This is a genomic window from Bacteroidota bacterium (assembly GCA_020402865.1).
Classification (GTDB): Bacteria; Bacteroidota; Bacteroidia; order Palsa-965; family Palsa-965.
The window spans coordinates 1-25,353 of the sequence record JADBYT010000039.1 but is presented as its reverse complement, the minus strand read 5'-3'; the positions used below and the strand labels follow the sequence as shown (position 1 = coordinate 25,353).

The window sequence follows — 25,353 nt, the reverse complement described above, 5'->3', positions numbered from 1 at the left end:
AGAGAAACTGCCTATACTTGCAACTAAATTCAATTCATGGCCTCCGACCAGCAACTTGTTTCACAGCGCGATCTGCAACGACTTTGGTCAATTATTCGCAAGAACTGGTTAATTCTTGCCTTGTTTCCATTAATTGCATTTTTTGCGGGCGAGGTTTATATCTATCGCATCACGCCGGTGTATTCGGCTAAAATGCAGCTTCAGGTTCGTATCAATGAATCCTACACGCCGGGAAGCGTTATCAGCGACAATGCCAGTCCATACGGCGGAACCATGCGCACGTTTGTGGATATTTCAAACGAAAAACGGGTTATTTCCTCGTACGACCTTATTCTGAAGGCCATTGAAAAGCTCAATTTTGATATTTCCTATTACATAGTTGGTCGTTTGCGTACCGAGGAAATGTTTCAGGGAGCCCCATTCCGGGTGGATGTGGTGAATCTGAACCGCAAGTTGTACGAACAAAAAATTCAGTTCAAAATTACGGGGCCGCAAACCTATCAGATGATTTACAAAATAGGTGAAACGGAGAAAAAAGTAAGCGGATATTTTGGCAAGGAACTGGTTGAGGCGGATTTGCGACTGAAAATAATCAAAACGGGGAAGTTTAACTCCCTGCGTTCTGCCGATTACATTACCAGTAATTACCTGATTCAGATTCACGATAAACCCAACCTTGTTCGTCAATATCAGCGCGGCCTCACGGTTACTTCGCCCGAATACACCAATATTCTGCAGCTTACCGTGGCCGATGTAGTGCCCAAACGCGCTATAATTTTCCTGGATACACTGGCCGCCACCTACATCAACAACACCAAAGAACAACGCGAAAACATCAACCTCAATACGCTGGTTTATATTGACCGGCAGATGGAAGAAGTAACTGGTTTCCTGAATACAATTGAGGATACCATGCAGAATTACCGGGAGAAAAACACCATCTACAATCTCGAACGGGAAGGGGAGCTGTATTTCGGGCAGATGGTTGATTTTGATACCCGCAAACGCATTCTTCAGCTTCAGCTTGAATCGCTCAACGACCTCGAAAGCTATATTATCGAAGACCGCGATCCTGATTTCCTTCCGCCTTCGGCCTATGTGCTCAATGATGATGCTTTTATGCAGAAAAGTGTGGAAAAGCTGTATGGCCTTCAGATCGAACTTAAGCAACTTCGCACCACATCAACTGAAAGCAATTTCAATATCAAGCAAATGCTTCAACAGGTTGATGCCCTTAAAAAAAGCCTGCTGGTGTACATTGGTAACTCACGTGTAGCCATCAACGAAAGCATCAAGGAGATAAACAGTCAGATCGGAAAATACACATCTTCCATTCAGGAATTACCTTACAAACAGCGCGGACTCACCAATATTCTGCGTAAGCAGAAAGTAAACGAAGAACTTTACCTCTTCCTGCTTCAGAAACGTGCCAACACCATTATTGCCCGCGCAAGTATCGTATCAGATGCCCGCATTATTGAATCCGCACAATCGGGCGGACTGATGAGCCCGAAGCGGGAAAAGATCCTGCTTATATTTATTGGAGTGGGGCTTGTTGTGGCCGTGCTGCTTTCGCTGCTGCGTATTTTCTTCTTCGAAAAAATCGGCTCTTCGACCGAACTGAAAGAGCGCACGGATATAACTATACTGGGTGAAGTAGGACTTTATACTTCGAACAAGGAACTTGAAATAGTGGTAGAGCATGACCCCAAATCATGGCTGGCCGAGTCGTTCAGAAGTATTCGCACCAATCTTCAGTATCTCAACAGTGAGAACAAGCCCAGCCAGATTATTGTAGTGTCTTCTACCAATCCGGGTGAGGGTAAAACGTTTTGTTCGGTAAACCTTGCCGCCATGCTGGCCCGCAGCGAGCGAAAAGTGATTATCCTTGAGCTTGATCTGCATAAACCCCGTGTACAGAAGGCGCTCAAAATGGAACCCGTAATGGGAATCAGTACCATTATGATTGGTAAACACACTATTGCCGAAGCCATTACACCCTCTACAATTGACGGACTTGATGTACTGCTTTCCGGTCCGCTTCCGCCCAATCCTTCAGAACTTCTTGTCACAAAGAAAATGTCGGAAATTCTGGAATACTGCCGCCAGCACTATGAGTTTATCATTGTTGATACACCACCTGTAGGTATTATTTCCGATGCACAGGTGCTTATGAAGGAGGCCGATGTAACCTTGTTTGTGCTCAATTGTCAGTTGCCCTACCGCTCAGGCTTAAATGTGGCGAAAGAACTGAGCAGGAATCCGCTTATTAAAAACTTCTGCATTATTGTAAATGGCGTAAAACGTCGCAAAGGGCGCTACTACACCCGCTATGGTTATCGATACCGTTACGGCTATGGTATGTATGGCTCAGGCTATGGCAATGCCGGCGCTTACGGCGATTATGTGAATTACGGTGATGATCCGAACGACAGGAAAAAGTAAGCGCGGAGATGAACAACAACGCTAACCAGTCTGACAATACCCAGGAACCGTGGACGCTTGTAATCAAGCCGGGCCGCGGGGCGTTTCAACTTCGTTTGGGCGATATCTGGAACTACCGCGACCTGATTCTGCTTTTTGTACGTCGTGATTTTGTATCGGTTTACAAACAAACCATTCTTGGGCCGCTCTGGTTTTTTATTCAGCCCGTGCTGGCTTCTGTAATGTATTATGTGCTGTTTACCCGTTTGGCCGGACTTAAAACCGATGGTATTCCGCCCATTCTGTTTTACATGTCGGGACAACTCAGCTGGATGTATTTTTCTGAGTGCCTGCTAAAAACATCAAATACGTTTGTAGCCAATGCCAATTTGTTTGGCAAGGTGTATTTTCCGCGTCTGGTAGTGCCGGTTTCGGTGGTGTTATCCAATATGCTGCGCTTTGGCGTACAGTTGCTGCTTCTGGCTGCCGTGTTTGCCTATTATGTGATTTTCCGCGATATGGAACTGAAAATTACATCGGCCATTTTACTGCTGCCGTTTCTGCTCATTTTTATGGCCGGGCTTGGTCTTGGGGCGGGTATTCTTATTTCGGCCATGACCACCAAATACCGCGATTTACAGTTTCTTATTGCATTTGGCACACAGCTGCTCATGTTTACCACACCGGTGGTAATTTCCCTCGCCGAAATGAAGGAAGGCATGTTTAAAACAGCTGTAATGCTAAATCCCATGACTTCAGTTGTGCAGTTGTTTCGTCACGCTTTTTTCAATACGGGAGCTCCCGAACTTTGGCAAGTGATTTACACGGTTGTGTTTACTCTTGTATTGCTAGTGGCGGGTATTGCGGTGTTTAACCGTGTGGAAAAATCATTTATGGATACGGTGTAAGGCTTATGAGAAACGTAATTGAAGTAGCACACGTATCCAAAACCTATCGCCTGGGCGTAATCGGCACAGGCACGCTTACGCATGATTTGAATCGCTGGGTGGCCCGCATCAGGGGGAAGGAAGATCCGTATAAGCAGGTGGGCGTAGAGAACAACCGTACCGAAGCTGGCGGACAATATGTAAATGCCCTCAGCGATATTTCGTTTTCCGTAGCGCAGGGCGAGGTGCTGGGCATTATTGGCGGAAATGGTGCCGGTAAATCCACACTGCTTAAACTGCTTTCGCGCGTTACCCAGCCCAGCGAGGGCGAAATACGCATACGCGGCCGTCTGGCAAGTCTGCTTGAAGTAGGCACCGGCTTTCATCCCGATCTTACAGGCCGTGAAAACATTTTTCTCAACGGCACCATCCTGGGCATGCAAAAGTCGGAGGTGCAGAAACATTTTGATGAAATTGTAGAGTTTGCCGGCGTGGCCAAGTATGTGGATACGCCGATAAAACGCTATTCGTCGGGCATGAAAGTGCGGCTGGGCTTTGCCGTGGCCGCACACCTTGAGCCAGAAGTGCTGGTGGTGGATGAAGTACTGGCCGTGGGTGATGCTGAATTTCAGCGCAAATGCCTCGGCAAAATGCAGGATGTGGCCGAAAATCAGGGCCGCACTATTTTGTTCGTAAGCCACAACATGAATGCCATTAACCGCCTCTGTACACGCGGCATTGTACTGCGATCGGGCAAAATGGCGTTCGACGGCACGGCTGCCGAAGCGGTCAGACTTTACGAAGTACTCAACTCCGAAGCTTTAAAAGCCGAAGCCGCCTTTGCACACGATCCCTCGGCCGACTGTCAGATTATTTCGGCACAGCTTGTAGATTTAATTACCGGCACTGCCGACCGCAACATCAATCTTGGTCAGCCCTTCGGGGTAAATTATACGCTGCGTTTAAACACGCATATCCGCAGCATTCACATGACCATGGTAATCAAAACAGCTGCCGGCGAAATAGTATTCCTGTCTGATCGCCGCGATGATCCCGAAGCGTTGCAGCCCAGCGAACCGGGCACATATAACGGAAGCATACAAATTCCCAACCCGCTGCTGGTGCCCGGTACCTATACCATTACTTTAGGACTAATTAACTACGATAACGGCCGTTTTTTTCACGCAAAAGATATACTCACGTTCACGCTGGCCGACAATGAATCAGCCAGAGCGCAGCGTGCCGGTCAGATTTTTGTGCCGCTGACATGGAAAATCAGGAAAGAAGAATAATTTAATCGCCGTTTCCCGTGCTGTTCAATTCCTACGAATTTCTTCTTTTCCTTCCGCTGGTATTTTTGCTTTACTGGCTTGCATTCGGCAAATCGCTGAAAGCGCAGAATATACTCATTCTGCTTGCCAGTTATTTCTTTTACGGCTGGTGGAGCTGGGCTTTTATGGGCCTGCTGGCTTTAAGTACGCTGCTCGATTATGCCTATGGTTTTGGCGTGGCTTCGGAAAACCGGAAACGATCGAAATTCTTTCTCTGGCTCAGTATTGTAAATAACCTCGGCATTCTGGGGATATTTAAATATTATAACTTTTTTGCTGAGCAGTTTCAGCAGGGATTTGAACTGATCGGGATACATGTAAGTCCTGTATTCCTGAGTGTGGCATTGCCGGTAGGCATTTCATTTTATACGTTCCACGGTATGTCATACGTATTTGATATTTACCGTGGTAAACAACAGCCGGTCAGGAATTTTGTGGATTATGCGGTGTTTGTGAGTTTCTTTCCGCTGCTTGTGGCCGGCCCCATTGAGCGCGCAAATCATTTACTGCCTCAGGTTCAAAAGGCCAGGAAATTCAGCTATTTGCAGACTGTGGAGGGATGCAGGCTTATACTCTGGGGCATGTTTAAAAAAGTGGTCATAGCCGATAATCTTTCACAGGTAGCCGATTACGCATTTGGCCATTACAGCCAGCTCCATTCAATCTCGCTTATCACCGGTGCATTGGCATTCAGCTTTCAGATTTACTGCGATTTTAGCGGTTATTCCGACATTGCGCTGGGTACGGCCAAGCTCTTTGGTTTTGAATTGTTAAGCAATTTCCGCTTCCCGTACTTCTCACGCGATATTGCCGAGTTCTGGCGGCGCTGGCATATTTCGCTATCCTCATGGTTCCGCGATTATCTCTACATCCCGCTCGGAGGCTCGAAAAGTGGTAAGCTGAAAGCGGTGCGAAATACCTTTGTGATATTTCTTGTAAGTGGTTTCTGGCACGGCGCAAGCTGGAACTTTATTGCCTGGGGCTTTATTCACGCACTCGCTTTTTTACCACTGCTGCTTGCAAACAGAAACAGGAAGCATACTACCGATGTGGTGGCACAGGACAACGCTTTGCCCACACTACGTGAATTGTGGCAAATGCTTTCCACGTTTGCCTTTGTAACTTTTGCATGGGTATTTTTCCGTGCCGAAAGTCTTGGGGCGGCATACGGCTACTGCCGCAAAACCATTACCGATTTAATTCAGCATCCCTCGGCATTCTTTAGTCTGCCGCGCGGCTGGGAAACCATGCTGCTCATCATTCCGCTTCTTGTTGCCGACTGGATGCTGCGCCGTAATGAACGCGTGCTACGCTATCCGGCTAATAAGTGGGTGCGTAATGTGCTGTATGTTGTAATGGCTTTGCTGGTACTGCTTAATTTCTCCGAAAATTCATCATTCATTTATTTTCAATTCTGATGATGAAAACATTTATACGAAAAATTGCGTCGCTTGTCTGTATTATATGGGCGGTTTCGGCAATGCTTTATTTTTTCTCAAAGAAAAACACGCTTACCGATTACACGGCCAAAATATTTGTGGATAAATATACCTCTTCGCCGTTGGTAATGAAGCATGACGTTTGTGAAGAAAGGCGGGCTGTATATCAGTTAATACTTAAAAACAAAGGCAAACATTTTCAGAACCTTATTATTGGTTCTTCGCGAGTGATGCAGTTTGGCGCACATACCGGTTTTGCCAATGCGTTAAATACTGGTGTATCCGGCGCTACATTCGCTGACTTGAAATACATTACCCGGCTCATTCAGGAGAATGATATAACCTGCGACACGGTAATTTTCGATTTCAACCCGTGGTATATTCTGGATGGAACAGATGAACGATTCAGACAATTTGAAACTTCGTATCGGGTAAAATCTGCATTGCTGGATATTCTTACACTCGATTACAGCAAAGATGATCTCCGCAGTTTAAGAAGTTCATCAATTACCAATTACTATCCGGCTAATTCAGATGAAATAAACACACCGGGCAATTTTATTCGTTTCCCGGATGGGAGCATCAAACAAAAAGTACTCGACCCGACGGCGAGAAAGAAACGCATTGACCAGTTTTGTAAAGAAATGTATCAGATGAAGCGTTTTGATGCGATTAACAAAACTGTACTGAAAGACTATGTTCTGTTTATTGCCAATTCGTTTGGGAAATCGCACAAAATAATCACCCTAACCCCTTTTCATCCCAATCTCTTTTCGCAAAACAAGAACGATAAAAGGGTGGAGAATATTAAACAGGTTAACATGCAGCTTAATCAACTGTTAAGTGAAATGCGAAACAGTAATGTATCTGTAATGGGATGCTTTGTGCCAGATAGTCCTTTTTGGCAACTAAACGAAACGGATTTTATTGATGGCTTTCATATTTCAGAAAAAGCCATTCTGAATTTCTTCGGCCAAAACCGGCCTTAAGGCTGGAGATACCTATAAAAACAGTTTCCTGTTTTCCTCAATCAGCTCATCAGCCTCTGCGTATTTTCTTCCCAACGCAAACGCCGAATTGCTATAATCTTCAAACGCTTTCTCATCCAAAGCAGCCAACGCATCCACCGCGTTTGCAAACCCCTCTGCCGATTGGAGCGGCAAATCAAAACCCGCGTGCTGCGTTTGCAAATTGCGCCACGGTGTCTGATCAGAAATAATTACCGGACAGCCACTTTGAAAAGCCTGTAAAATCACATGCCCGAAATTTTCGCCGCGCGTGGGCAGAAGTAAAGCATGTGCCAATGCAAATTTTTCCGGCAGCGCATCAGGCTCCACAGGCCCATGAAACCGAACGTGAATATGAGCGGGCAGGGAAGAGGCAATCTGTTTGCATTTCTGCGCGTATTCCTCATTATACACGGGGCCGTAAATATCAAAGTTTACTTCACTTTTTACGTCAGCAAGTATTCGCAATGCATAATCAATATTCTTTTCCGGTGCAATACGAGCCACGCAGATAAGATTAATGTGCCCGGGTGTTTTTTTTCGTGAAGCAGTTGTAATCTGTACACGAGCAGGTAAATTGCCTGCTTCCATAACAGCTACATCGCCAAGGGCTGCACGGATATGTTCTCTTTCGTGTGCGCCAGTTGCATGAAAAGTTACATTCTCATAGAGTCGGGTAATTTTTGCAATACGCAGAAAGAGTTTTTTCTTGAAAGGTTTTATTGCCATTGCCGAAGGGGCCAGCATGCCCCGGGCTGCCACCAAAATGCGTGCAGCCGGTTTTAGCTTGCGGCACAAACGAGCCGGTTCTATCGAAAACCAGCGCGAGTAAATTCCATTCACATAAGCCACATCAAATTCTGTTTCGGAAATGATTCGGCTCAGTGTTTCCCGATTCAGTTCGTTTTCGTGCAAATAAATTACCTGCGAGCCGTCGGCACGTGTGGTCCATTCATTTGCATTTATACCTTCATACGGTTTTGTTTCGCAGTAATCCGTAATCCGGGTTACAATCCGAAACTGAATATCATCGCTCTGCAGCTGCTCCACCAGATTGGCGCACGACTGCACCGGCCCGCCGGCTTTGTAGCCCGGACGATACCAGTCGATAAACAGCAATACGCGTACAGGCCTCATAGCGACACATTATTTTTCTTTAGCCAGTGCCCTAAAACAACCAGTGGCCAGATACGCGACCAGCTTACATTCGGATCACCGTCCTTGAACTGACGCCATATTTTTTTTAATCCTTTCTGCGAAAATCCCCAATCATATTGATCGTCGGTCAACTCGAATAAATTGGTTTCACAAAATGACGATAACTCATTTTTCATCCATTGTTCCCACGGTAATGTAAAACCCATTTTAGGCCGGTCAATAATTTCGCGCGGAAGCAGGTCGCCCAATGCATCTACCAGCAGTTTTTTTGGTGTGTGCGGATATTTGTAGTTATCGGGAATGGAGAGTGCATATTCTACAAGCGTGTAATCCATAAACGGCACACGCAGTTCAAGCCCGTGAGCCATGCTCATCTGGTCGCTGTCGCGCAGCAACACATGTTGCATGTACGTGCTCATTTCGGCAATGGAAATACGGCTGAGCAAATAGTCATTCCCTGCAAACTCCTTGAGCAGTTGTGTATGTGCCTTAAACACATCATTCACCGGAAATGCATTGCCACCAATTTGCTTCAGTTGTCCGGGCAATAAAAGCAGCCGTGAAAGCGGGTATGCGGATTCAAAATTTATTTTTGGCAAACGAAGTACTTCGGCTGTTTTTGATGAGGCCACGCCCGGGCGCAGCAGTTCAAGCATACGTCCGCCCATACTGCGTAGCGGGCGCGGAATCTGATTGAGCCAGGCTTTGCCTTCAAGTTCGGCCATGCGTGTAAATACCGAATAGCCTGCAAACAACTCGTCGCCACCAAGTCCGGTAAGCGCCATGGTGATTCCGGCCGCTTTGGTGGCTTTGGAAACTACCCATGTGTTTGGTCCATCGCCGCCCGGATGATCCATTGCTGCAACCGCTGCGGGCAGGTCGTGCAGAAAATCATCAGGCCGTAAACGGATTTCATGGTGCCGGGTGCCGTATTTATCAGCCACCATTTTCGCATACTTCGCTTCGCTGAATTCCGACTCATCGAATGTGACTGAAAAGGTATTCACCGGTGCCGATGAAACTTCGCTCATCAAGGCAACGATTGCCGATGAGTCGATGCCGCCGGAGAGAAAAGCACCGAAAGGCACATCGGCTACAAGCCTGCGCTCAACGGCTTCGCGCAGCAGGCGGCGTATTTCTTTATGTATTTCGGGAAGGGGTTGTGCGGCCACTTCTTTTCTGAAATTGCCCGGCAGTGTCCACCATGCTTCCTGCTTCATGCCGCTGCTGCTGAGCAGCATCCAGTGCCCGGCCGGGAGCAGGTGTACGTTTTCTACAATTGTGTTTGGCGCGAGTACCGTTTGCCAGCGCAGGTATTCGCCTACGGCAGTTTCTGAAGCCCGGCGTACAACAAGCTCAGAAGCGAGCACGGCACGTATTTCTGAGGCAAACACCAGTGTGCCTTCGTGGTACCAGTAATAAAGCGGCTTTATACCCAGGCGGTCGCGCACAATCCAGAGTTCGCGGGTGTGAGCATCGTAAAGGGCAAAGGCAAACATGCCGTTGAAATGCTGCACGCAGGCTTTTCCCCATTGCGCGTAGGCTGCAAGAATAACTTCCGTGTCTGATTCGGAGCGGAATTGCCAGTTGGTAATTTGTGCGCGTACTTCGCGGAAGTTATAGATCTCGCCGTTAAAGACAATGGTGTAGCGGCCATCGGCACTGTGCATGGGCTGGTGGCCGCCGGGCGAAAGATCAATAATGGATAAGCGGCGATGGCCGAGTACGACATGGTCTCCTTCAAAAATACCGGCATCGTCGGGACCGCGATGGGCGAGAGCCGTGTTCATTGCCTCTACGCGTTGCCGTGTAGCAAGCGTGGTGTGTGCACTGTATATACCGGTTATTCCGCACATGGCTGCTTAGTTGCCGTAGTTAGTAATGAAGCCGAGCAGCGTAGCGACCCATTGCTGCGGCGTAATCTGCTTTGCCAGTATCCGGCTTTGTGCGCCCATTTGGAGCAGCTGCGCATCGCTTAGCATTACTGTGTTGCACATAAGCTGATACAATTCGTCTTCATTGCCGGCGGTGTAAAGATAACCGTTCGCACCTTCGTTTACGAAAGCGGATGCGGCGCCTACTTCGCGGCTGCAGATTACCGGAAAGCCGGCAGCGGTAAATTCGTGCAGTACCACGCCCCAGGGTTCGGTGCGGCTTGGCATAATAAATACACCGGTTTGTTTCATCAGTTCGCCCAGCTGTGCAGGCTGTACAAAGCCGAGGTGTTTTATGCCTTCGTGCTGCACCGCAGGCAAATTGCCGGTACCGGCGCACCAGAGTTCCCAGTTACAACCGTTTTCGCGCAGGCGAATAAATGCGCGCCAAAGCTCTGGCAAACCTTTAAAATCGTAGTAGCGGCCGGTATATACAAAGCGATGCGGAAATGCCTGTTGCTTTTCGTTTTCGTGTGCTGCCGCAAGTGCATCAAACACCGGCACATCGGCCGAGTAGAAACCGGTAGCAATATGCGTTGGCGAAAAACCAAGTTTGCGGGCAAACGCATATTGCTGTGTGCCCGGCACCCAGACCCGGTTGAAGTTCCGTTTCACCTTTACCGGCGCAGCCAGCCGTGCAAGCTGCTGGCGCAGGCTTCCGGTCCACTTATTATCCATGGCCAGGATTACCGGAATTTTCCGTTTCCATGTCCGGCAAACATTCACATACCCTTTATCCACCCAGCCCGAACACACAATGGCGTCGGGTTTCACATCGTGAGCCAGTGCCGTCAGTTGTTCATTACTCAGTTCTCGCCGTGAATACACAGTAAGTTTATCACCAAACTCAAAATCAAACGGCGCTTCCTGATTTACCGGCCAGCGCACCAGATGTACGCGCACACCTGTATCAGTTAAGGCGCGCAGGCAGGCCAGTGTATAACCAGCAATTTCGGTATAAAGAAAAAGTATGTTTTTCATTTGCCGGAAACTACAACCGGTGCGACAGCCGGTTCGGGAGTGAGAATTGGTTGTCCGGTGCCGGAAACCGGTTCGGGGAGCGCATCTTTATTGAGCAGGGTAATAATGATGAGCAGCTGAATGGTAAACGGATTGAGCGAAGCCGTTAACCACGATTCGAAAAAGGCCGAAAACATCACGGCATAAAGAGCCGGCATGGAATATTTATTTACGCGGGTGCTGCGCCAGAAACTCACAATTAATCCGCGCAGAAAAAAGGCAAGCCCGAATACACCCGTATCGAGCCAGAAGGTGATGTATGAATTATGTGCATTGCCCTGGTGACCGAGCATGGAAAGGTAGTTGTAGTATCGCCGGTATAAATCATCAGTAAATCCGATGCCTTTACCCAATGCAATATTTTCCTGAATCCATTCCCAGCCAAATGCCCAGGCCACAGTTCGGCCTGATGCATTTTCAAGCGTATCAACCCTGAACTGGTCTTCAAGTCCAAGCGCGGTAACAATACCAATGAGGTTTACCTGAATAAAACTGTAGGTGAAACCGATAATCACGAAATATACAAAGCCCGCAACCGGAGAAATCCGGTAGAAATAACCGAACGATAAAAACAGTAATACCGCAAACAGCGAATTACGTGAGCCGCTGCTAAGTAATGACAAAATGATGAGTGCGTATATGATAATGCGATCCCAGCGGTTGAACAAATCCGGCCAGTTTGTTTCAGTAATTCTGAACAGCAAGAAAAACAACATGGTAAACAAGCCCAGTCCGTTGGGGTTGCCCAATATACCCGTGTACCGGTCTTCCAGAAAAACCTGTTCGGGCATGATAAAGCGGAGTGCAAAACCAATAATGAGCAAGCTGCAAACCCACCATACCAGTGTTTGAATAAATGCGGTTCCCTGTTTGCGCCAGGCCAGAAAAATATAGTTGGGAATGGTAATGATAATGAGCAGGTAGGAGAGCGTTTTCTGTGAAGAGTTTATGAAATTATCGCTGAAGAGCAGGCAGAAAACGGCAATGGCAAAAAACGGCCAGAATTTGAGTAAGGTGCGCTCATATACAAGTCCGTTGCGCGGAATCACAAACAGGCCAAGTCCGAGAATGAGCATGTAAATGTTTTTCACATTCTGAAACACTTCAAGCGAAGTGTTACGGCTGTCGGAGAGGATAAGGCAGAGGAAAAAGCCGAGCAGCAGTTCGGTATAAAAGCCGCGTACCATAAGCAACAACGCAATACCGGGCACTACCGCGTAGGCTCCGGGCCCCGTGTAAAGCCCTGCGGCCAGAATAATCAGGCTGCATGCAATAAGAATTTGCCGGTTTCTCAGAAATGCCTTCATGCGTGTGCGGTATAAAAGTCATGAATGCATTGTGCGGTATAATCCTGCTCGGCATCACTTAATTCGTGATACATGGGCAGTCGCACGAGGGTTTGCTCAAAGCGTTCGGCATTGGGCAGTTTTACGCTGCTGAATTGAGCGGTGAAGTAGGGGCTTTTGTGCAGCGCCAGATAGTGAAAAGCGGCATAAATACCCTTGCTTCGCAAATGAGCAATGAGCGCATCGCGTTCGTGGCGGTTGCGGCAGCAGAGGTAAAAAATGTTTCCGTTGGTTTCGGCCCAGGCGGGTTGGTGCGGCAGTTCAAACACGCCACTGGCGGCCAGCGGAGCAAGCAGGTGCTGCCAGCGTTTCCAGCGCGCAAGGCGGGTGGTTTGAATAAGCTCAAACTGCTCAAGCTGTGCAAAAAGAAACGCCGCAATAATGTCTGAAGGCAGAAAGGATGAGCCCGGGCTTATCCATTCGTAAAGTGCTGTTTCGCCACGGAAAAATGCGCTGCGGTTGGTGCCTTTTTCGCGGATAATTTCGGCGCGTTGCAGCAATGACTGGTCGTTTACGGCCAGCATACCGCCTTCGCCGGCAATTACGTTTTTGGTTTCGTGAAAGGAAAACGTACCCAGCGCGCCCAGCGTACCGAGGAATCGATTGCCTTTGTAGCGTGCGCCAATGGCCTGCGCGGCATCTTCCACTACATGCAGTTTGTAGTGTGCCGCAAGTTGCAGAATCGTATCCATATCGCAGCTCATGCCGGCATAGTGCACGGGCACAATGGCGCGGGTGCGGGGTGTAATGAGGCTTTCGAGTGTGGCGGCATCCATGTTCGGATGCGTGTTGCTGCTATCGGCAAACACAGGCACGGCACCGCGCAGCACAAATGCATTGGCGGTTGATACAAACGTGTAGGCAGGCACTATTACTTCGTCGCCGGGCTGTATGTTCAGCAGCAGTGCCGCCAGTTCGAGCGCGTCGGTGCAGGAAGTAGTGAGCAGCGGATGCGCTATTCCAAGCCGTTCGCGCATCCACGCATGACAGCGGGCGGTAAACACACCATCGCCCGCAATCTTTCCGCTCTGCACGGCCTGGCGGATGTATTCCGTTTCGCGGCCGGTGAGGAAAGGACGGTTGAGCGGTATGTGATAAGCCTCACTCATGCACTTACTAATTTACTTTGTATGACTGCTGCCGTTTGTGCAGCAATGTGCGGCCAGAGAAATTTTTCGCGGATATGCGCCACGGAATTGCCGCGAAGCTGGTCGAGTTCGGCTCCCGGCATGTTGGTAAAACGGCGTATAGCTTTGTCGAGTTCGTTTACATTGCCCGGCGTAAGCAGCTGCCCGGTTCGGTCGCTTACCAGTTCGGATACGGCTCCTGTGTCTGTGCCAATTACCGCACAGCCCGAAGCCATTGCTTCCAGAATTACATTGGGCATACCTTCCGAATGGCTCGGACAAACCAGCACTTCCGATTTGCGCAGCATGCCTCGCAGCTTTTCATTGTCGGTAATACTGCCGTGATAAAAGATGCGGCTGTCGCGCAGCTGCTTTTTATCGGGCACCGGACCAATGAAATGAAACTCAAATCCGGCCGTGAGGTTGCGCCTGAATTCGGTGAGTACTTTATTCAGTTCCTCCACACCTTTGCGGCGTTCATATCGTCCTACAAACACAAATTTCCGCACATTTCCGGCCGGTGAAATTTTATCGTTCATCCATTCAGGTGCAATGCCCGAAGGAATTTCAATAATCCGCTTTTTGCTTACATCAAGGCTTTCGATAACGGACGTAATTTTCCCGCCATACGAAAACAGATAATCGGCATGTTTTACGATGTACTTTACCGGCGTTTGCAGCAGAAACCGCGCCTGCAGCCAGCTGGTAAACGAAGGCTGCCGCTGAAACATTTCGTAACCATGAAAATTCACGGCCACCGGCGCACAACGAAAGCCCTTTTCTTTTTTCTGATGCAGCAGCTCCCAGCCCGCAAAACCTTTGGCGATTACAAAATCAGCATCGCGGCTGTTTTCCTTAAACTGTGCAAATACACGTTTCGAGTATTCATATGATTCGCGGATGTAATGCCCCGGACTTTTGCCTTTGCCCGGAAATTTCACCACATACGAACGGATGTACATACGCTCTTCAGGGGTAAATACATCGAGTTTTGAAATGTCGAGTCTGCTTTCGTTCATGTGGTACAAATCCACATGATGCCCCAACTGCGCAAGGTATTTGCAGAGATAAAAGGAATGGCGTTGCATGCCGCCTACCACGTAAGGGAAAATTCCGTCAGTCAGCAGGGCTATTTTCATAAATTGGTTTGGTGCTGAATTATGGCCGAAAATACGGGAAAATTCGGGGAGATGAGTGAGTTTTTTGGGCGATAATTAGCGGGGGGAAGCCGGGTGCTCCGGTTAATCAAGTCCGGAGACTTGATTAACCGGAGCAGAAAGTTTGTGGTCTTCGACCACCGAAACTTTCTGCAGCTGTGTTTGTGGTCTTCGACCACCGAAACTTTCTGCAGCTGTGATTGTGGTCTTCGACCTCCGAAACTTTCTGCAGCTGTGATTGTGGTCTTCGACCTCCGAAACTTTCTGCAGCGTTAGGATGCTGGCGCTGCAGTAAGAAGCCTGAGAAGGCAAGCTACTTCAGCAAATCAGCATAGGCATCCGCAAAACGTGTTTTAAGGAAATACGTTTGTGCAAGTTGCTGTGCTTTTTGGCGTTGTGCAAGGCTGAGCGGCTGCGGGGCGGGAATGTTTTCACCATTACACACAATACCGCAGCCGTGCTGAAGCACAAATGCCGTAGTATCGCCGAGGTTGCTGGAAATGATGACATGCAAACCGGCGGCAAGGTATTCGGCAAATTTTACGGGTGAGGCTACGCGGTTGGTGACGGAGTCTTCGCGCAGCATCCAGCCCAGATCGGCTGCGGCCAGCGCGGTGCCTACTTCCTCAGGCGCCAGCCAGTGGCGGTGAATGCGTGCAGCATGCTGTGCAAGCGGAGCAAAATGTTCGGGCAGGCTTTTCACCAGCAACAGCAAATGCAGGTTTTCATGCTGCTGCATAAGCGGAAGCATGCGCGCACCGAAATCATCGAGCGACTGCCACCCGGCCACGGAGCCTGAATACACCACTACCGTGGCATTGGCCGGAATGCCCAGCTTCTGGCGGGCCTGCCGTACAGCTTCATCACTAACCGGCGTAAATAACGTATTGCTGTTGAGTGTACACGGAATTACGCGGTGTGTATTGCCGTTGTAGCCAAACGTTTCGTGCCAGTAGTCAACCAAAGCTTTCGACACGGCCAGCTGACGGTTGCTTTCAAGCACGCAACGGCGCTCCACGGAAGCAATTTCGTGCTTCACGGCTTCGTCGGGAATTACATTGTACTCCGTAAGCTCGGCAATGTATGCGCCGCGGCCATCGAAAATTACGTTTTGCAAAATTCCTTTTTCTCTGGCCCGCAAAGCCAGCGCCGTAGCAAATGGGCCGCGTGCCATGCAGGCTTTGGCACGGGTAAAGCGGCACACAAGGTTAAATGTAAAGCCGTTGAGCTTCCAGTTTTTGGCTTTGGGCACCATGGGCAGCACCAGTGCATCGGGCAATTGTGCTTTTATTTTTCGGCGCCCAGCCCAGAAGCCGCGCACCGATAAAAACGCCACCAGCCGCAACTTTGCCGGCGTATGCGCATTTACATAGCGGCATACGTCAATAACCTGTCCGGCATAAATACCCGAAGGCGCATCGTTGAACGTAAGAAAAAGCGTGGCGGCCATAGCGGAAACGAAGATAAAAAAGGGTTTGGCTTGTAGCTAAGGCAGGCAGCAGGAAAGGCGATAACTGCGCAGGCTAAAATGCGGGGCGGGGGAGGGCAGTGTATTTAACGCACCAAGCGGTTTGAATTTATAGCCCGGGCTGCAGTGGAAATGTGGTTTACGGATTATCGTTTTTCAACTACACTGCCACATTGCAACGTAAGACCGGAGCGGACAGTTTTAAATAGCACGATCAGTTTCGCTCCATTTCATTTTTTGAGAAACACTGCACATTTTGCTTTATGCACAATCACGAATCAGAGTGTTTTTGCAAGCACTTCAAAAATGCGTTCTGTTGCTTTTCCATCCCAAAGCGGCGGAATTTCACCCCGTTTGTACGATCCGTTTTCAATGGCAGTGATGCGGTTTGCAATTTGCTCAAGGTCAAACGGCAACAGTTCGTTTGAGCCCATTGTAACGGTTACCGGCCTTTCGGTATTGGGGCGTAAGGTTAGACAAGGCACCTGCAAGAAGGTTGATTCTTCCTGTATGCCGCCGCTGTCGGTAAGAATAAATCGGCAGCATTTTACTAATTTCTGAAAGGCGAAATAATCAAGCGGTTCAGTAAGCAGCAGGCCGTCGAGTTTGGTGAACTCGCTTTCGAGTCCGGCCTCGCGCATGTTTTTTACCGTGCGCGGATGAATGGGGAATACCACGCGGCGGGTGGCGGTTACATAGCGCAGCAGTTTCAGCAGTTTGCCAAGTCCTTCGGCAGTATCAACCGTAGCCGGGCGGTGCATGGTCATCAGCACATACTCGCCGGGCTTTGTGCCAAGCTGATTGAGAATAGGGGAGGCATCAATTTCGGCGGCAAATTTTACCAGGGTATCAATCATGGTATTGCCAACGAAATGAATGCGGCTTTGCGGCACATTTTCCGAGGCCAGATGATCGAGTCCGCTTTGCTCGGTTACAAACAGCATATCGGCCAGTTCGTCGGTAAGCAGGCGGTTAAACTCTTCGGGCATGGTACGGTCAAAACTGCGCAGCCCGCTTTCAATGTGTGCCAGTTTTACGCCCATTTTGTTGGCTGTAACGGCTGTGGCAAGGGTACTGTTTACATCGCCCGGCACCATTACCACAGCTGGTTTTTCAGCAGCAATCACTTTTTCTAACCGCAGCATAATTTCGGCCATTTGTGTGTTGGGCGAAGCCTGCGGAATATCAAGAAAAATATCGGGAACAAGACCGAATTGCCGGAAAAACACATCGGCCATTTTCTCGTCGAAATGCTGGCCGGTATGCACAATTTTAAGCGTAAACTGCGGGTAACGCGCGGCTACTTCCCGGAAGCGGGTTATTTTAATAAAGTTAGGGCGTGTGCCCACTACTACGAGAATTGTTTTTTGCACAGCTTTCCGGTTATGGTTGCTTTGGGTAAAGATAGTAATGTTCGTAATGTGGACGAAGCAGAAATACGAGCAGTTGAAATTGGCTAGTATTCAACCTGCATAACCGAATACGCGCTTCTGGCCGGGGATTCCACAATAAGGCCCAATCGCTTTGCCGTGCTGTTCCATGCGCATACCGTTCCATTCAGGTACATTGTGCTGTGCGTGGCCGGCACTGCAAGGGTCTGGCTGCTTTGCAAAACTCCGGTATAGTTTATGCGGGCTGTATAAATGCTTTGCAGCGTTGTACCCATATAATTTCCCCAGGCTATATACACCTCATCATCAAGAAAATATACCGCACTGCTAAGTGCTGTTTCATTTTGTATGTAAACCTGTTTACGGGTAAGTGAACTGCGGAATAACTCACTGCCCGATGGGGAAAATCCAATTACACACACACCGTTTGCAGTATAGGTATTTATGTCGGTGCCCAATTGTCCGGGAGTGGACGGACTCATTTCGGTTTTCACATTTATCTGGTCATAAACCGCAATAAGCTGTTGCCTGGAATTGATGTAAGCCTTGAGCAGGCGCGGCGGAAAAATTGCACTGCCCGGTGCCGCTCCTGTGAAATCGTTGGCGCTAAGCACGGCATCAAACCTGACCGGAGCAGCGGCATTGGCAAAAATAAAACCAGTCAGTTTATATTCTTTCCCTTCAGCCGCCACACGTGGTTTAAATAACAAATACACCAGGTTATCTCTAACTATCCAGTGGTCCATATATTTAAGGTCGGGTGCATTTTCGGGCAGGGGCAGCAGCGCGGGTTGAGTAGCTTCACTGTCAAACCGGTAAAGCACACAGGTTTGGTTGTTTTTGAATCCCTTACGGGCTGAAAACCATAAATACAATGTACCATTATCGGTTAATACAGCCTTGCACGCCATATCACTTTTAGGCGAAACAGGCACCATTACATCAGCTCGTTTCAGAGGCCGGAAAAGCGAATCGAGAATGAGCAGGTGTAAGCCGGTAACCGTATCCTTCTTATCGTTTACCCGAAAACTCACAATGGCCGTTTTCCGGTTATCTGGCGATGTGCAGTATGTTATATCTTCATACCTGTTGAGTGCGTATGGCACAGTGTCCAGCAGTTGCATAGGGGCTTTGCCGGGCACGAGTTGCTTGAGCATATCCTGCACATAAAATGTTTCCTGATCTTTTTTCTGGTCGCGGCCACGGCGTATATAATACAACGTATCGCAAACCTGCACCATTTTTTCGGCCACAGTAGGTTCTTTTGCAGTGCCTTTTTCATATCCGGCTTCTACCTTGCGGTTAAACTGCTGGCTGGCCCCGCTCAGCAGCAGCGCCAGCATATCAAAACTGCCCGACGACGTTTTACTTTTTACAAATAACATGGAGTTATTTGAAGAAAAGGCCGCCCAGTCGCTAAATTGGTAGCCCGGCAGTATATTTTGATTGATGGTGCCTGCATATAAACGTTGCGCATTGAGCGATGCGTTGCTGCAGGAAATCACCAGCAAAGTCAGGAGCACTATTTTTCGGAGCATAAGAAGTTGGTTGATGGTTTGCAAAACTAAAATTTTCCAAATCATACAGCAATGTGTTTCAATCTGAATATAACGCTCGATATCATCCTAAACTTTTTTCACAGCTGTGTATGTACAATAAAATGAAAATCGCCCACTATGTGAATGTCGCAATCTTTCAAGCATTTGTTTACAGTTAAAATATCTGTGCATTTGCTTATCAATACTGAGTTTTATGAATACGTTTGTGCCGTTCAAACTATTGCTATTATGCACAAAGTTCTACTCACGGCTGTAGCCGTTTTCTTTTCGTACGTTCTTACAGCGCAGCAGAAATACACCTCCTGGCTTAGTCTGGGCGTGGGCAGGGCGGCTGTATTCAGTCCGTCGCCCGGCGGTATTACCCAGCTGCATACAATGTGGCATCACCTAGCAGGCGGGCGGCACGATATTGTGCTGAGCGGCAGTTTGGGCTGGAACCGCAACCTGTTTTTCATCCCCGATCAGCTTTATTTCCAAACCACCACCGCCCTAAGCTACGGCCAGCGCACACAACTAACACCGCATTTGTTTTTTACGCCCGCAATCGGCGTAGGCATTCTGCGCCAGACCATGACACATTTTTACTCCACTGCCGGCGCATTAGAAAATCAGTTACTCTCCCTCATTTTCAACCGCAACAGTAACAATCAGGTTTACGACAGCTACCGTGAACGAAATATTGGCGTGCCGGTAAGTGTTAATTTTTTGTACACCAGCCGCTTTGCGGGATTGGAAGCAGGATTGGAAATTATGTTTGCCAAACGGCCTGTGGCGGGCGTAAGGCTTTGCGTGAGTGTGGGGAAAATGTACAGGAAGGCGTTGAAATAAAAATGATTTGTTTTACTTGTTATTCTAACAGGTTCTAATACCGTCGCCACCAAAATCAACTACCTGAATGCAATGTGTGGTCGGGGCCGGGTTGCCGCCAATGCTGTTTTGCGGGGGAATTTTACCGGCTAAATCTTCAATGGTTGCGGGGCGGTTGGTTATTGTTACCGCCGATAGAGAGGGTGTAAATAGTAAAATGAAAAAGAGTAGGAGCGAACCTTTAGTTGCAATTAAATACCGCTTGGCTCCCGCTTTCCGCTCCAACTCCTCGGTGAATTTGTACATGACTAAAGCATTGTTTACCCTGCGGGGTTTCCGCTGCAATCGGGGCTGGGATTTAATTCATTAATATCAATAAATTTATTTTACCAATCGATTTTGCCTTCTTGTCGTAATTTATGTTGCAAAGCAGAAACACTATAGCCTAAATTGTAAATGTCAGAGAAAGTAAATATCGTTGCACCAATCCTGCAAAATATTACTCCATCATCAATTATTTCAATTATTCTAAAGTCAGTACCATTTTTAGAATTATAAAAACTGATTTCTTGTTCCAAGATTTCGGTGTACATAACCATGACCTCAAATTGGATTTCATTATTTTGCTCCATCTACTAATATAAGCTTAATTTTAGGAAACATTTCGTGGAATTGTTGAATAATTCCTGTGCAAGAAGCACAATATGGATTCTCTGAAACTATTTTTAGTTCTCCTGTAATATTTGTTAAAACTACTCCCCGAGAACCGCCTAAATCGCTAGCTAATTTATTTAACATTCTATATTCGCTATCCGTTATTCTCAACCATTCTCTGCCATTTCCTCCTTGTACAGGAATTGCATCAAAAATATGAATTTCTTTTTCCGCATCAATTATTGGAATACTTCGCCACATTCTATTATCAACTGGTGTTGCATTGACAATACCTTCTAAATAGCCATAATTACCACCACTTAAATTATTTTCAGTTCTGTAATTTTTTATTCTGCTTGTAGCGGCAGCTATTTCCTCTGTAGTAGCCTTAAAAATATTACTATACCCATTCCAAAACTGTCGTCCACCATACAATTCTACCCTCACATAATACTGTCCCCCCACCGGCTCAAACACAATTTCCACCGAGCCATTCCTGCTCACCCCTTGCGCATCCTTATACACCACATTCTCCAACCTGCCCACCACCTGCACCTGCTGCACCTCAGCAGGCAACCACCGCACATTAGTCATCAGGAACTGTCCGCCGCCCTCCAACATCTGCAAATTCGCAATACCCACTTCCAGCCCTGCCGTTACCACCATAGCGCGCACCTGGTCGCCCACCCAGCGCGCCACCACGCGCGTAGCCAGCGCAGGTTGGGAGAGGACAAACGCCACATCAAGCTGCGCATTATATACTTCCGCCATTACCCGCCGCCAGCCTAAACCAAGCTGCTGTATGCCTGCCGCCGTAGCTTCCGGCAGGTTACGTATAGCCTCCGTAAAATTCACCCACAACCTTACAAACTGCTCTCGTGCTGCCTGCGTAGTAAAATTGCGCAGCGTGTTGCTCATCGCCACTTTGTTCACCACACGCGCCGCCCCCTGAGCAATAAACAAACTGCCGTACGCCAAAAACAAATTATCCCACGCCGCCAAAAACGCAGTGCCCTGCTGACCGTAGTTCAGCTCAATCTGGTTGCGGTTTATCGTTATGGCAATATCTGCAACTGAAAACAACAGTTCCAGCCCACGCAGCACCACATTGGCCTCTCCAAAACTCAGCGCCGCAGCCACCACATCGGCCAGCACGCGCACTTTGGCTTCCGTTTTCCGGCCCTCAAACCGCTCCATAAACCAGTAAGCCCAAAGCATAGGCACCACTAGCCGGCTGCCCGCCTTAATAAACGCACTGCCACTTTGCGGATCCGTAAAATTGCAGTCGCTGGCAAAATCCACCAGCACAAACTCCAGCGGCTTTACGGTTGAGAAGTGTGTAATGCTGTAGGGCGGCACATTCAGGTCATTATCATGCTGCCCTATGGTAACATCCAGAAACGAGTTAACCATAAATTTGCCTGCGCCCGACACCGGATGCCCTTTCAGTTCAAACGTATGCAGCATTTTCGTGGCGGGGTCAAACCAGCTGCCGTCGCCACCAAAATCAACTACCTGAATGCAATGTGTGGTCGGGGCCGGGTTGCCGCCAATGCTGTTTTGCGGGGGAATTTTACCGGCTAAATCTTCAATGGTGGTGGGGCGGTTGGTTATTGTTACCGCCGAGAGTGAGGGGGTAAATAGTAAAAAGAAAAAGAGTAGGAGCGAACCTGTGGGTGCATTAAAATACCGTCCGTTCCCGTCTTTCATTACAACTCCTCGGAGAATTTGTACATAGCTAAAGTATTGTTTATCCTGCGGGGTTTCCATTACAGCCGGGGCTGGAGATTCAAACCTGTTGGTGCAATAAAACTAGGAAATAAATGTTGTACATTATTTAGTTCGTTATCGACTAATATTTCATTTAGCCCCAATTTTCATTTCATCAATTAGTGATGCCCAATGCCCTTCAATAGTTGCTCTAGTGTCGACAATATTTATCAGATTATGGAGTAATTCAGAATATTTATGATAGTTACCTCTATAGGGAGAGTTTTCATAGTATTCCCCAAGTTTTTGTGGCTTTAAACATATAGAGCGAAATACTTCATAAGTAAAGATAGATCGTATAAAAGATTCATAATCTGTATTTACAAAACTATATGACTTAAATATATTTGAAAAGCAAACGACCTCTTTTGTATCTCCATCAATACCTAAATATATTGGTGATATTATTGATTTTGAAAAAACCAGTTTATTATCAATCATACCTTCATTGCATGGAATGAATTTATCGAAAGATAATTTTGGAATGCCGATGCTATTGATTAACTGAATTTCAAATCTATACAACAATGGGGCTTCATTAGTTAGAAGATTTCTATTCAATTCATTCGAAAATAATATTTGAATTTCTTCAAGTTCCATACTATAGTTTGGTGTTAAGATCCGTCTCTCGTTGATTAATCGAGTTTCGTCTAATGTTTATTACCTCCGGACTAGCGTTATTTCCTCCGGGATAATCATAACTATATTTTATTTGAGCATTCGGGCAGTTTAGTATTAGTGTTGATTTACAACTATGGCCTTCTAAAGCACATGGCTCTAATTCACTATATATTCTCGAAATATTATTCAGTGAAATATTTTGATTATTAAAGAAAATTAGTGCTAATTCTTCTGCATGAAGATTTGATTGCAAATCTGTTGTAAATGCTTTTTTAACCAAAATACCATTATTATCCCAATATTCAAACACTGCTACATTTCCCCTGTGATTTGGAACAGATAGAGTTCTTCTAAAACTAATTGCAAATTGACTTAGATTATCAGTTCCAAGAACCACTTTCAGCAAATTTACACCATCATCCCCCAACCTCACAAACGCCCCCGTACTCATCGACACCCTCACCCCCAAATTCGCTACCACATTCCCCCCCTGCAACCTTACAAACGCCCCCTCACTCGCAATCGACCCATCGGCATACAACTTCACCCAGCCGTCGCTCACCACCAGTGGCCGCGTCATCATGCGGCTCAGCAGCTTAGCCTCCTCCAGACTGTTGCACGCCAGCAAACGTACTTCACCGGCTGGTAAACCGTTCATAAACGCCGCCAGATCGGCCTGCGCAACAGACGTTTCTACCAACTGCCCGGCAGTTTCCACCTCCGCCACATACGCGCCGTTTTTAAAATGGATCACCACATCGGTAAACCCGTCGGCCGCAGCTACCGTGCGGAAGTTTGGGAAGGCTTCAATGCCTTTGCTATGTGCAAAGCTTAAAATGAAAAGTAAGAAGAGTAGGAGCGAACCTGTGGGTGCATTAAAATACCGTCCGTTCCCGTCTTCCATTACAACTCCTCGGAGAATTTGTACATAGCTAAAGCATTGTTTATCCTGCGGGGTTTCCATTACAGCCGGGGCTGGAGATTCAGACCGGTTGGTGCAATTTATTTTCTTACTTTGATATTATATCTTTTGACTAACCGTCAATTATATCATCTATTGAAACAGCCACTTCATTTCCATCTGTGCTAATGTTAAGGCGATAACCTCGCTCATCAAAATAGGAAAACAGGTGTATTAAATCTGCGCTGAACTTTTCCAGAAAGTCGTGACTCAGATACTTCAAACACCTAACAAAATCGTTCTTGTTGAGTTTGTTTTCCGGATTACTCACTTTAAATTTATTCTCGTTTAGAGTTCCCTGCATCATTCCAATTAATCCAAATATTGACCATGCCGGACGATTGTATTTTACAGCTTGAGAAATTAAATAATCGAAATAAGCAGTGGTTTGCATTGCAAGATCAAACTCATTACTACTTTCATCGTTATCTTTTAGATCATTAGTACCCCAAGTTGTACGTATCCAGATGTCTAAATCCCACAGTTTTTTGTACGTTATGGCATTGTTCCCCATAATTTCCAATTTCATTTGAGTATGATGCCTACTGCCTAATGTGACACCTAATATGTATATGTATGAGTTAATGTCATTAATTGAAATCTCTTGTAATAGATTCAGCCTTCTATTATCGAATACTTTCGAGTTAATTATATTAGAATCGGGCACCATTTCTAAACTCATTTAATGTTATTATTTTGATACTACCATCAGAGTATCTTACTCCAATGAATTGCGCTAAACTATTTGTTGTGTAATTAAAATCGGCGGTACTAATAGCATCAAGGATGCCTTGGTCAATCATTTGTGGTGTTGCAAATGTGTTCTCTTTGATATTAAAAATAAGTCCCTGTGCATCGCTTCGTTGAGATGGGTTCATTACGTAGGTCATCACATTTGTTTTAATGGCGTTTTGTGTTGTCGAATTTACATTCTTAAAATCAAATATACCTTTCCCAATAATTTCAGCATCAGGTGTAGCTATATTTTGCGGAGCAGATTCACTAAGTAACTTCACTTTCTCCCCATTATTTGCTAAAGCTTCCGCTACAGCAAATTCAGCCTGACTGTTTACGTTACTTAGAATCACATTATGTTGAAAATGATAGACCACATAACCACCAGTATTCGGATTAAACATCTCTTTACCTGTGTGCGGATTAATCTTTATCCACTCGGAGCCATACGAATCAAATTCCCGTCTCGCAATTTCAATTAAATCATCCCCCAACCTCACAAACGCCCCCGTACTCATCGACACCCTCACCCCCAAATTCGCTACCACATTCCCCCC

General features: G+C 47.1%; 22 protein-coding genes. 6 read left to right on the top strand and 16 right to left on the bottom strand.

The annotated features are described in order from the left end of the window. Window positions 1–36: 36 nt before the first annotated feature. The 5 genes from IM638_19540 to IM638_19520 all read left to right on the top strand — a co-directional run bounded on the left by IM638_19540 (window position 37) and on the right by IM638_19520 (window position 7,070). Window positions 37–2,445, top strand: coding sequence for a polysaccharide biosynthesis tyrosine autokinase (locus tag IM638_19540; GenBank protein MCA6365235.1), 2,409 nt, complete (start codon window positions 37–39; stop codon window positions 2,443–2,445). Between the two features lie 8 nt (window positions 2,446–2,453). Continuing rightward, the gene (locus IM638_19535) at window positions 2,454–3,332 is read left to right on the top strand and encodes an ABC transporter permease (protein ID MCA6365234.1); all 879 of its coding nucleotides are present in this window, start codon (window positions 2,454–2,456) and stop codon (window positions 3,330–3,332) included. A gap of 5 nt (window positions 3,333–3,337) precedes the next feature. Continuing rightward, the gene (locus tag IM638_19530; GenBank protein MCA6365233.1) at window positions 3,338–4,603 is read left to right on the top strand and encodes an ABC transporter ATP-binding protein; all 1,266 of its coding nucleotides are present in this window, start codon (window positions 3,338–3,340) and stop codon (window positions 4,601–4,603) included. Window positions 4,604–4,620: 17 nt separating this feature from the next. After that, complete coding sequence (locus tag IM638_19525; GenBank protein ID MCA6365232.1) at window positions 4,621–6,060, top strand: MBOAT family protein; 1,440 nt, start codon at window positions 4,621–4,623, stop codon at window positions 6,058–6,060. 62 nt (window positions 6,061–6,122) lie between these two features. Beyond that, complete coding sequence (locus tag IM638_19520) at window positions 6,123–7,070, top strand: hypothetical protein (protein ID MCA6365231.1); 948 nt, start codon at window positions 6,123–6,125, stop codon at window positions 7,068–7,070. A gap of 12 nt (window positions 7,071–7,082) precedes the next feature. Here the strand turns inward: IM638_19520 and IM638_19515 are convergent, their stop codons facing one another. The 9 genes from IM638_19515 to IM638_19475 form a co-directional block, all read right to left on the bottom strand. Then, on the bottom strand, window positions 7,083–8,225 hold the full coding sequence (locus IM638_19515; GenBank protein ID MCA6365230.1) for a glycosyltransferase: 1,143 nt from the start codon (window positions 8,223–8,225) through the stop codon (window positions 7,083–7,085). Next, on the bottom strand, window positions 8,222–10,102 hold the full coding sequence (gene asnB, locus IM638_19510; GenBank protein MCA6365229.1) for an asparagine synthase (glutamine-hydrolyzing): 1,881 nt from the start codon (window positions 10,100–10,102) through the stop codon (window positions 8,222–8,224). Before asnB ends, IM638_19515 begins: the two co-directional genes overlap by 4 nt. A gap of 6 nt (window positions 10,103–10,108) precedes the next feature. Next, window positions 10,109–11,161, bottom strand: a complete 1,053-nt coding sequence (locus IM638_19505) for a glycosyltransferase family 4 protein (GenBank protein MCA6365228.1) — start codon at window positions 11,159–11,161, stop codon at window positions 10,109–10,111. Beyond that, window positions 11,158–12,507 (bottom strand): O-antigen ligase family protein, encoded by a 1,350-nt coding sequence (locus tag IM638_19500; protein MCA6365227.1) that lies wholly within the window; start codon window positions 12,505–12,507, stop codon window positions 11,158–11,160. Before IM638_19500 ends, IM638_19505 begins: the two co-directional genes overlap by 4 nt. Beyond that, window positions 12,504–13,655, bottom strand: coding sequence for a dTDP-4-amino-4,6-dideoxygalactose transaminase (gene rffA / locus IM638_19495; protein MCA6365226.1), 1,152 nt, complete (start codon window positions 13,653–13,655; stop codon window positions 12,504–12,506). The genes IM638_19500 and rffA overlap by 4 nt, the downstream gene beginning before the upstream one ends. Then, a complete protein-coding gene (locus tag IM638_19490; GenBank protein ID MCA6365225.1) occupies window positions 13,652–14,812 on the bottom strand; it encodes a glycosyltransferase family 4 protein in 1,161 nt (386 codons plus the stop codon). The genes rffA and IM638_19490 overlap by 4 nt, the downstream gene beginning before the upstream one ends. A gap of 331 nt (window positions 14,813–15,143) precedes the next feature. Next, window positions 15,144–16,280: a hypothetical protein gene (locus tag IM638_19485; protein MCA6365224.1), complete on the bottom strand. Its 1,137-nt coding sequence runs from the start codon at window positions 16,278–16,280 to the stop codon at window positions 15,144–15,146. A 296-nt stretch (window positions 16,281–16,576) separates the two neighbouring features. Continuing rightward, on the bottom strand, window positions 16,577–17,659 hold the full coding sequence (wecB, locus tag IM638_19480; protein MCA6365223.1) for a UDP-N-acetylglucosamine 2-epimerase (non-hydrolyzing): 1,083 nt from the start codon (window positions 17,657–17,659) through the stop codon (window positions 16,577–16,579). Between the two features lie 95 nt (window positions 17,660–17,754). Then, on the bottom strand, window positions 17,755–19,227 hold the full coding sequence (locus tag IM638_19475) for a hypothetical protein (GenBank protein ID MCA6365222.1): 1,473 nt from the start codon (window positions 19,225–19,227) through the stop codon (window positions 17,755–17,757). 249 nt (window positions 19,228–19,476) lie between these two features. Here IM638_19475 and IM638_19470 point away from each other — a divergent pair, with 249 nt between their 5' ends. Continuing rightward, the gene (locus IM638_19470; GenBank protein ID MCA6365221.1) at window positions 19,477–20,076 is read left to right on the top strand and encodes a hypothetical protein; all 600 of its coding nucleotides are present in this window, start codon (window positions 19,477–19,479) and stop codon (window positions 20,074–20,076) included. Between the two features lie 24 nt (window positions 20,077–20,100). On the opposite strand, the gene IM638_19465 is transcribed toward IM638_19470, so the two are convergent. From IM638_19465 to IM638_19435, 7 genes are all read right to left on the bottom strand, one after another. Continuing rightward, window positions 20,101–20,361 carry a hypothetical protein gene (locus tag IM638_19465; GenBank protein MCA6365220.1) on the bottom strand — a complete coding sequence of 87 codons (261 nt, stop codon included), beginning with the start codon at window positions 20,359–20,361 and terminating at the stop codon, window positions 20,101–20,103. A gap of 80 nt (window positions 20,362–20,441) precedes the next feature. Further along, window positions 20,442–20,687, bottom strand: coding sequence for a hypothetical protein (locus IM638_19460; protein ID MCA6365219.1), 246 nt, complete (start codon window positions 20,685–20,687; stop codon window positions 20,442–20,444). Further along, complete coding sequence (locus tag IM638_19455; protein ID MCA6365218.1) at window positions 20,674–20,970, bottom strand: hypothetical protein; 297 nt, start codon at window positions 20,968–20,970, stop codon at window positions 20,674–20,676. Before IM638_19455 ends, IM638_19460 begins: the two co-directional genes overlap by 14 nt. 1,599 nt (window positions 20,971–22,569) lie before the next feature. Further along, window positions 22,570–23,079, bottom strand: a complete 510-nt coding sequence (locus IM638_19450; GenBank protein MCA6365217.1) for a hypothetical protein — start codon at window positions 23,077–23,079, stop codon at window positions 22,570–22,572. Between the two features lies 1 nt (window position 23,080). Continuing rightward, complete coding sequence (locus IM638_19445) at window positions 23,081–24,064, bottom strand: hypothetical protein (GenBank protein ID MCA6365216.1); 984 nt, start codon at window positions 24,062–24,064, stop codon at window positions 23,081–23,083. Window positions 24,065–24,134: 70 nt separating this feature from the next. Further along, window positions 24,135–24,590 (bottom strand): hypothetical protein, encoded by a 456-nt coding sequence (locus IM638_19440; protein ID MCA6365215.1) that lies wholly within the window; start codon window positions 24,588–24,590, stop codon window positions 24,135–24,137. Between the two features lie 124 nt (window positions 24,591–24,714). After that, window positions 24,715–25,353: hypothetical protein (locus tag IM638_19435; GenBank protein ID MCA6365214.1), on the bottom strand; the 639-nt coding region annotated here is incomplete at its 5' end.

What these genes read in the sequence shown, in the direction of transcription:
- IM638_19540 (MCA6365235.1), top strand. Translation starts at nt 37, where the DNA reads ATGGCCTCCGACCAGCAACTTGTTTCACAGCGCGATCTGCAACGACTT.
- IM638_19535 (MCA6365234.1), top strand. Translation starts at nt 2,454, where the DNA reads ATGAACAACAACGCTAACCAGTCTGACAATACCCAGGAACCGTGGACG.
- IM638_19530 (MCA6365233.1), top strand. Translation starts at nt 3,338, where the DNA reads ATGAGAAACGTAATTGAAGTAGCACACGTATCCAAAACCTATCGCCTG.
- IM638_19520 (MCA6365231.1), top strand. Translation starts at nt 6,123, where the DNA reads ATGCTTTATTTTTTCTCAAAGAAAAACACGCTTACCGATTACACGGCC.
- IM638_19515 (MCA6365230.1), bottom strand. Translation starts at nt 8,225, where the DNA reads ATGAGGCCTGTACGCGTATTGCTGTTTATCGACTGGTATCGTCCGGGC.
- asnB (MCA6365229.1), bottom strand. Translation starts at nt 10,102, where the DNA reads ATGTGCGGAATAACCGGTATATACAGTGCACACACCACGCTTGCTACA.
- IM638_19505 (MCA6365228.1), bottom strand. Translation starts at nt 11,161, where the DNA reads ATGAAAAACATACTTTTTCTTTATACCGAAATTGCTGGTTATACACTG.
- IM638_19500 (MCA6365227.1), bottom strand. Translation starts at nt 12,507, where the DNA reads ATGAAGGCATTTCTGAGAAACCGGCAAATTCTTATTGCATGCAGCCTG.
- rffA (MCA6365226.1), bottom strand. Translation starts at nt 13,655, where the DNA reads ATGAGTGAGGCTTATCACATACCGCTCAACCGTCCTTTCCTCACCGGC.
- IM638_19490 (MCA6365225.1), bottom strand. Translation starts at nt 14,812, where the DNA reads ATGAAAATAGCCCTGCTGACTGACGGAATTTTCCCTTACGTGGTAGGC.
- IM638_19485 (MCA6365224.1), bottom strand. Translation starts at nt 16,280, where the DNA reads ATGGCCGCCACGCTTTTTCTTACGTTCAACGATGCGCCTTCGGGTATT.
- IM638_19475 (MCA6365222.1), bottom strand. Translation starts at nt 19,227, where the DNA reads ATGCTCCGAAAAATAGTGCTCCTGACTTTGCTGGTGATTTCCTGCAGC.
- IM638_19470 (MCA6365221.1), top strand. Translation starts at nt 19,477, where the DNA reads ATGCACAAAGTTCTACTCACGGCTGTAGCCGTTTTCTTTTCGTACGTT.
- IM638_19465 (MCA6365220.1), bottom strand. Translation starts at nt 20,361, where the DNA reads ATGTACAAATTCACCGAGGAGTTGGAGCGGAAAGCGGGAGCCAAGCGG.
- IM638_19460 (MCA6365219.1), bottom strand. Translation starts at nt 20,687, where the DNA reads ATGGAGCAAAATAATGAAATCCAATTTGAGGTCATGGTTATGTACACC.
- IM638_19455 (MCA6365218.1), bottom strand. Translation starts at nt 20,970, where the DNA reads ATGTGGCGAAGTATTCCAATAATTGATGCGGAAAAAGAAATTCATATT.
- IM638_19450 (MCA6365217.1), bottom strand. Translation starts at nt 23,079, where the DNA reads ATGGAACTTGAAGAAATTCAAATATTATTTTCGAATGAATTGAATAGA.
- IM638_19445 (MCA6365216.1), bottom strand. Translation starts at nt 24,064, where the DNA reads ATGGAAACCCCGCAGGATAAACAATGCTTTAGCTATGTACAAATTCTC.
- IM638_19440 (MCA6365215.1), bottom strand. Translation starts at nt 24,590, where the DNA reads ATGAAATTGGAAATTATGGGGAACAATGCCATAACGTACAAAAAACTG.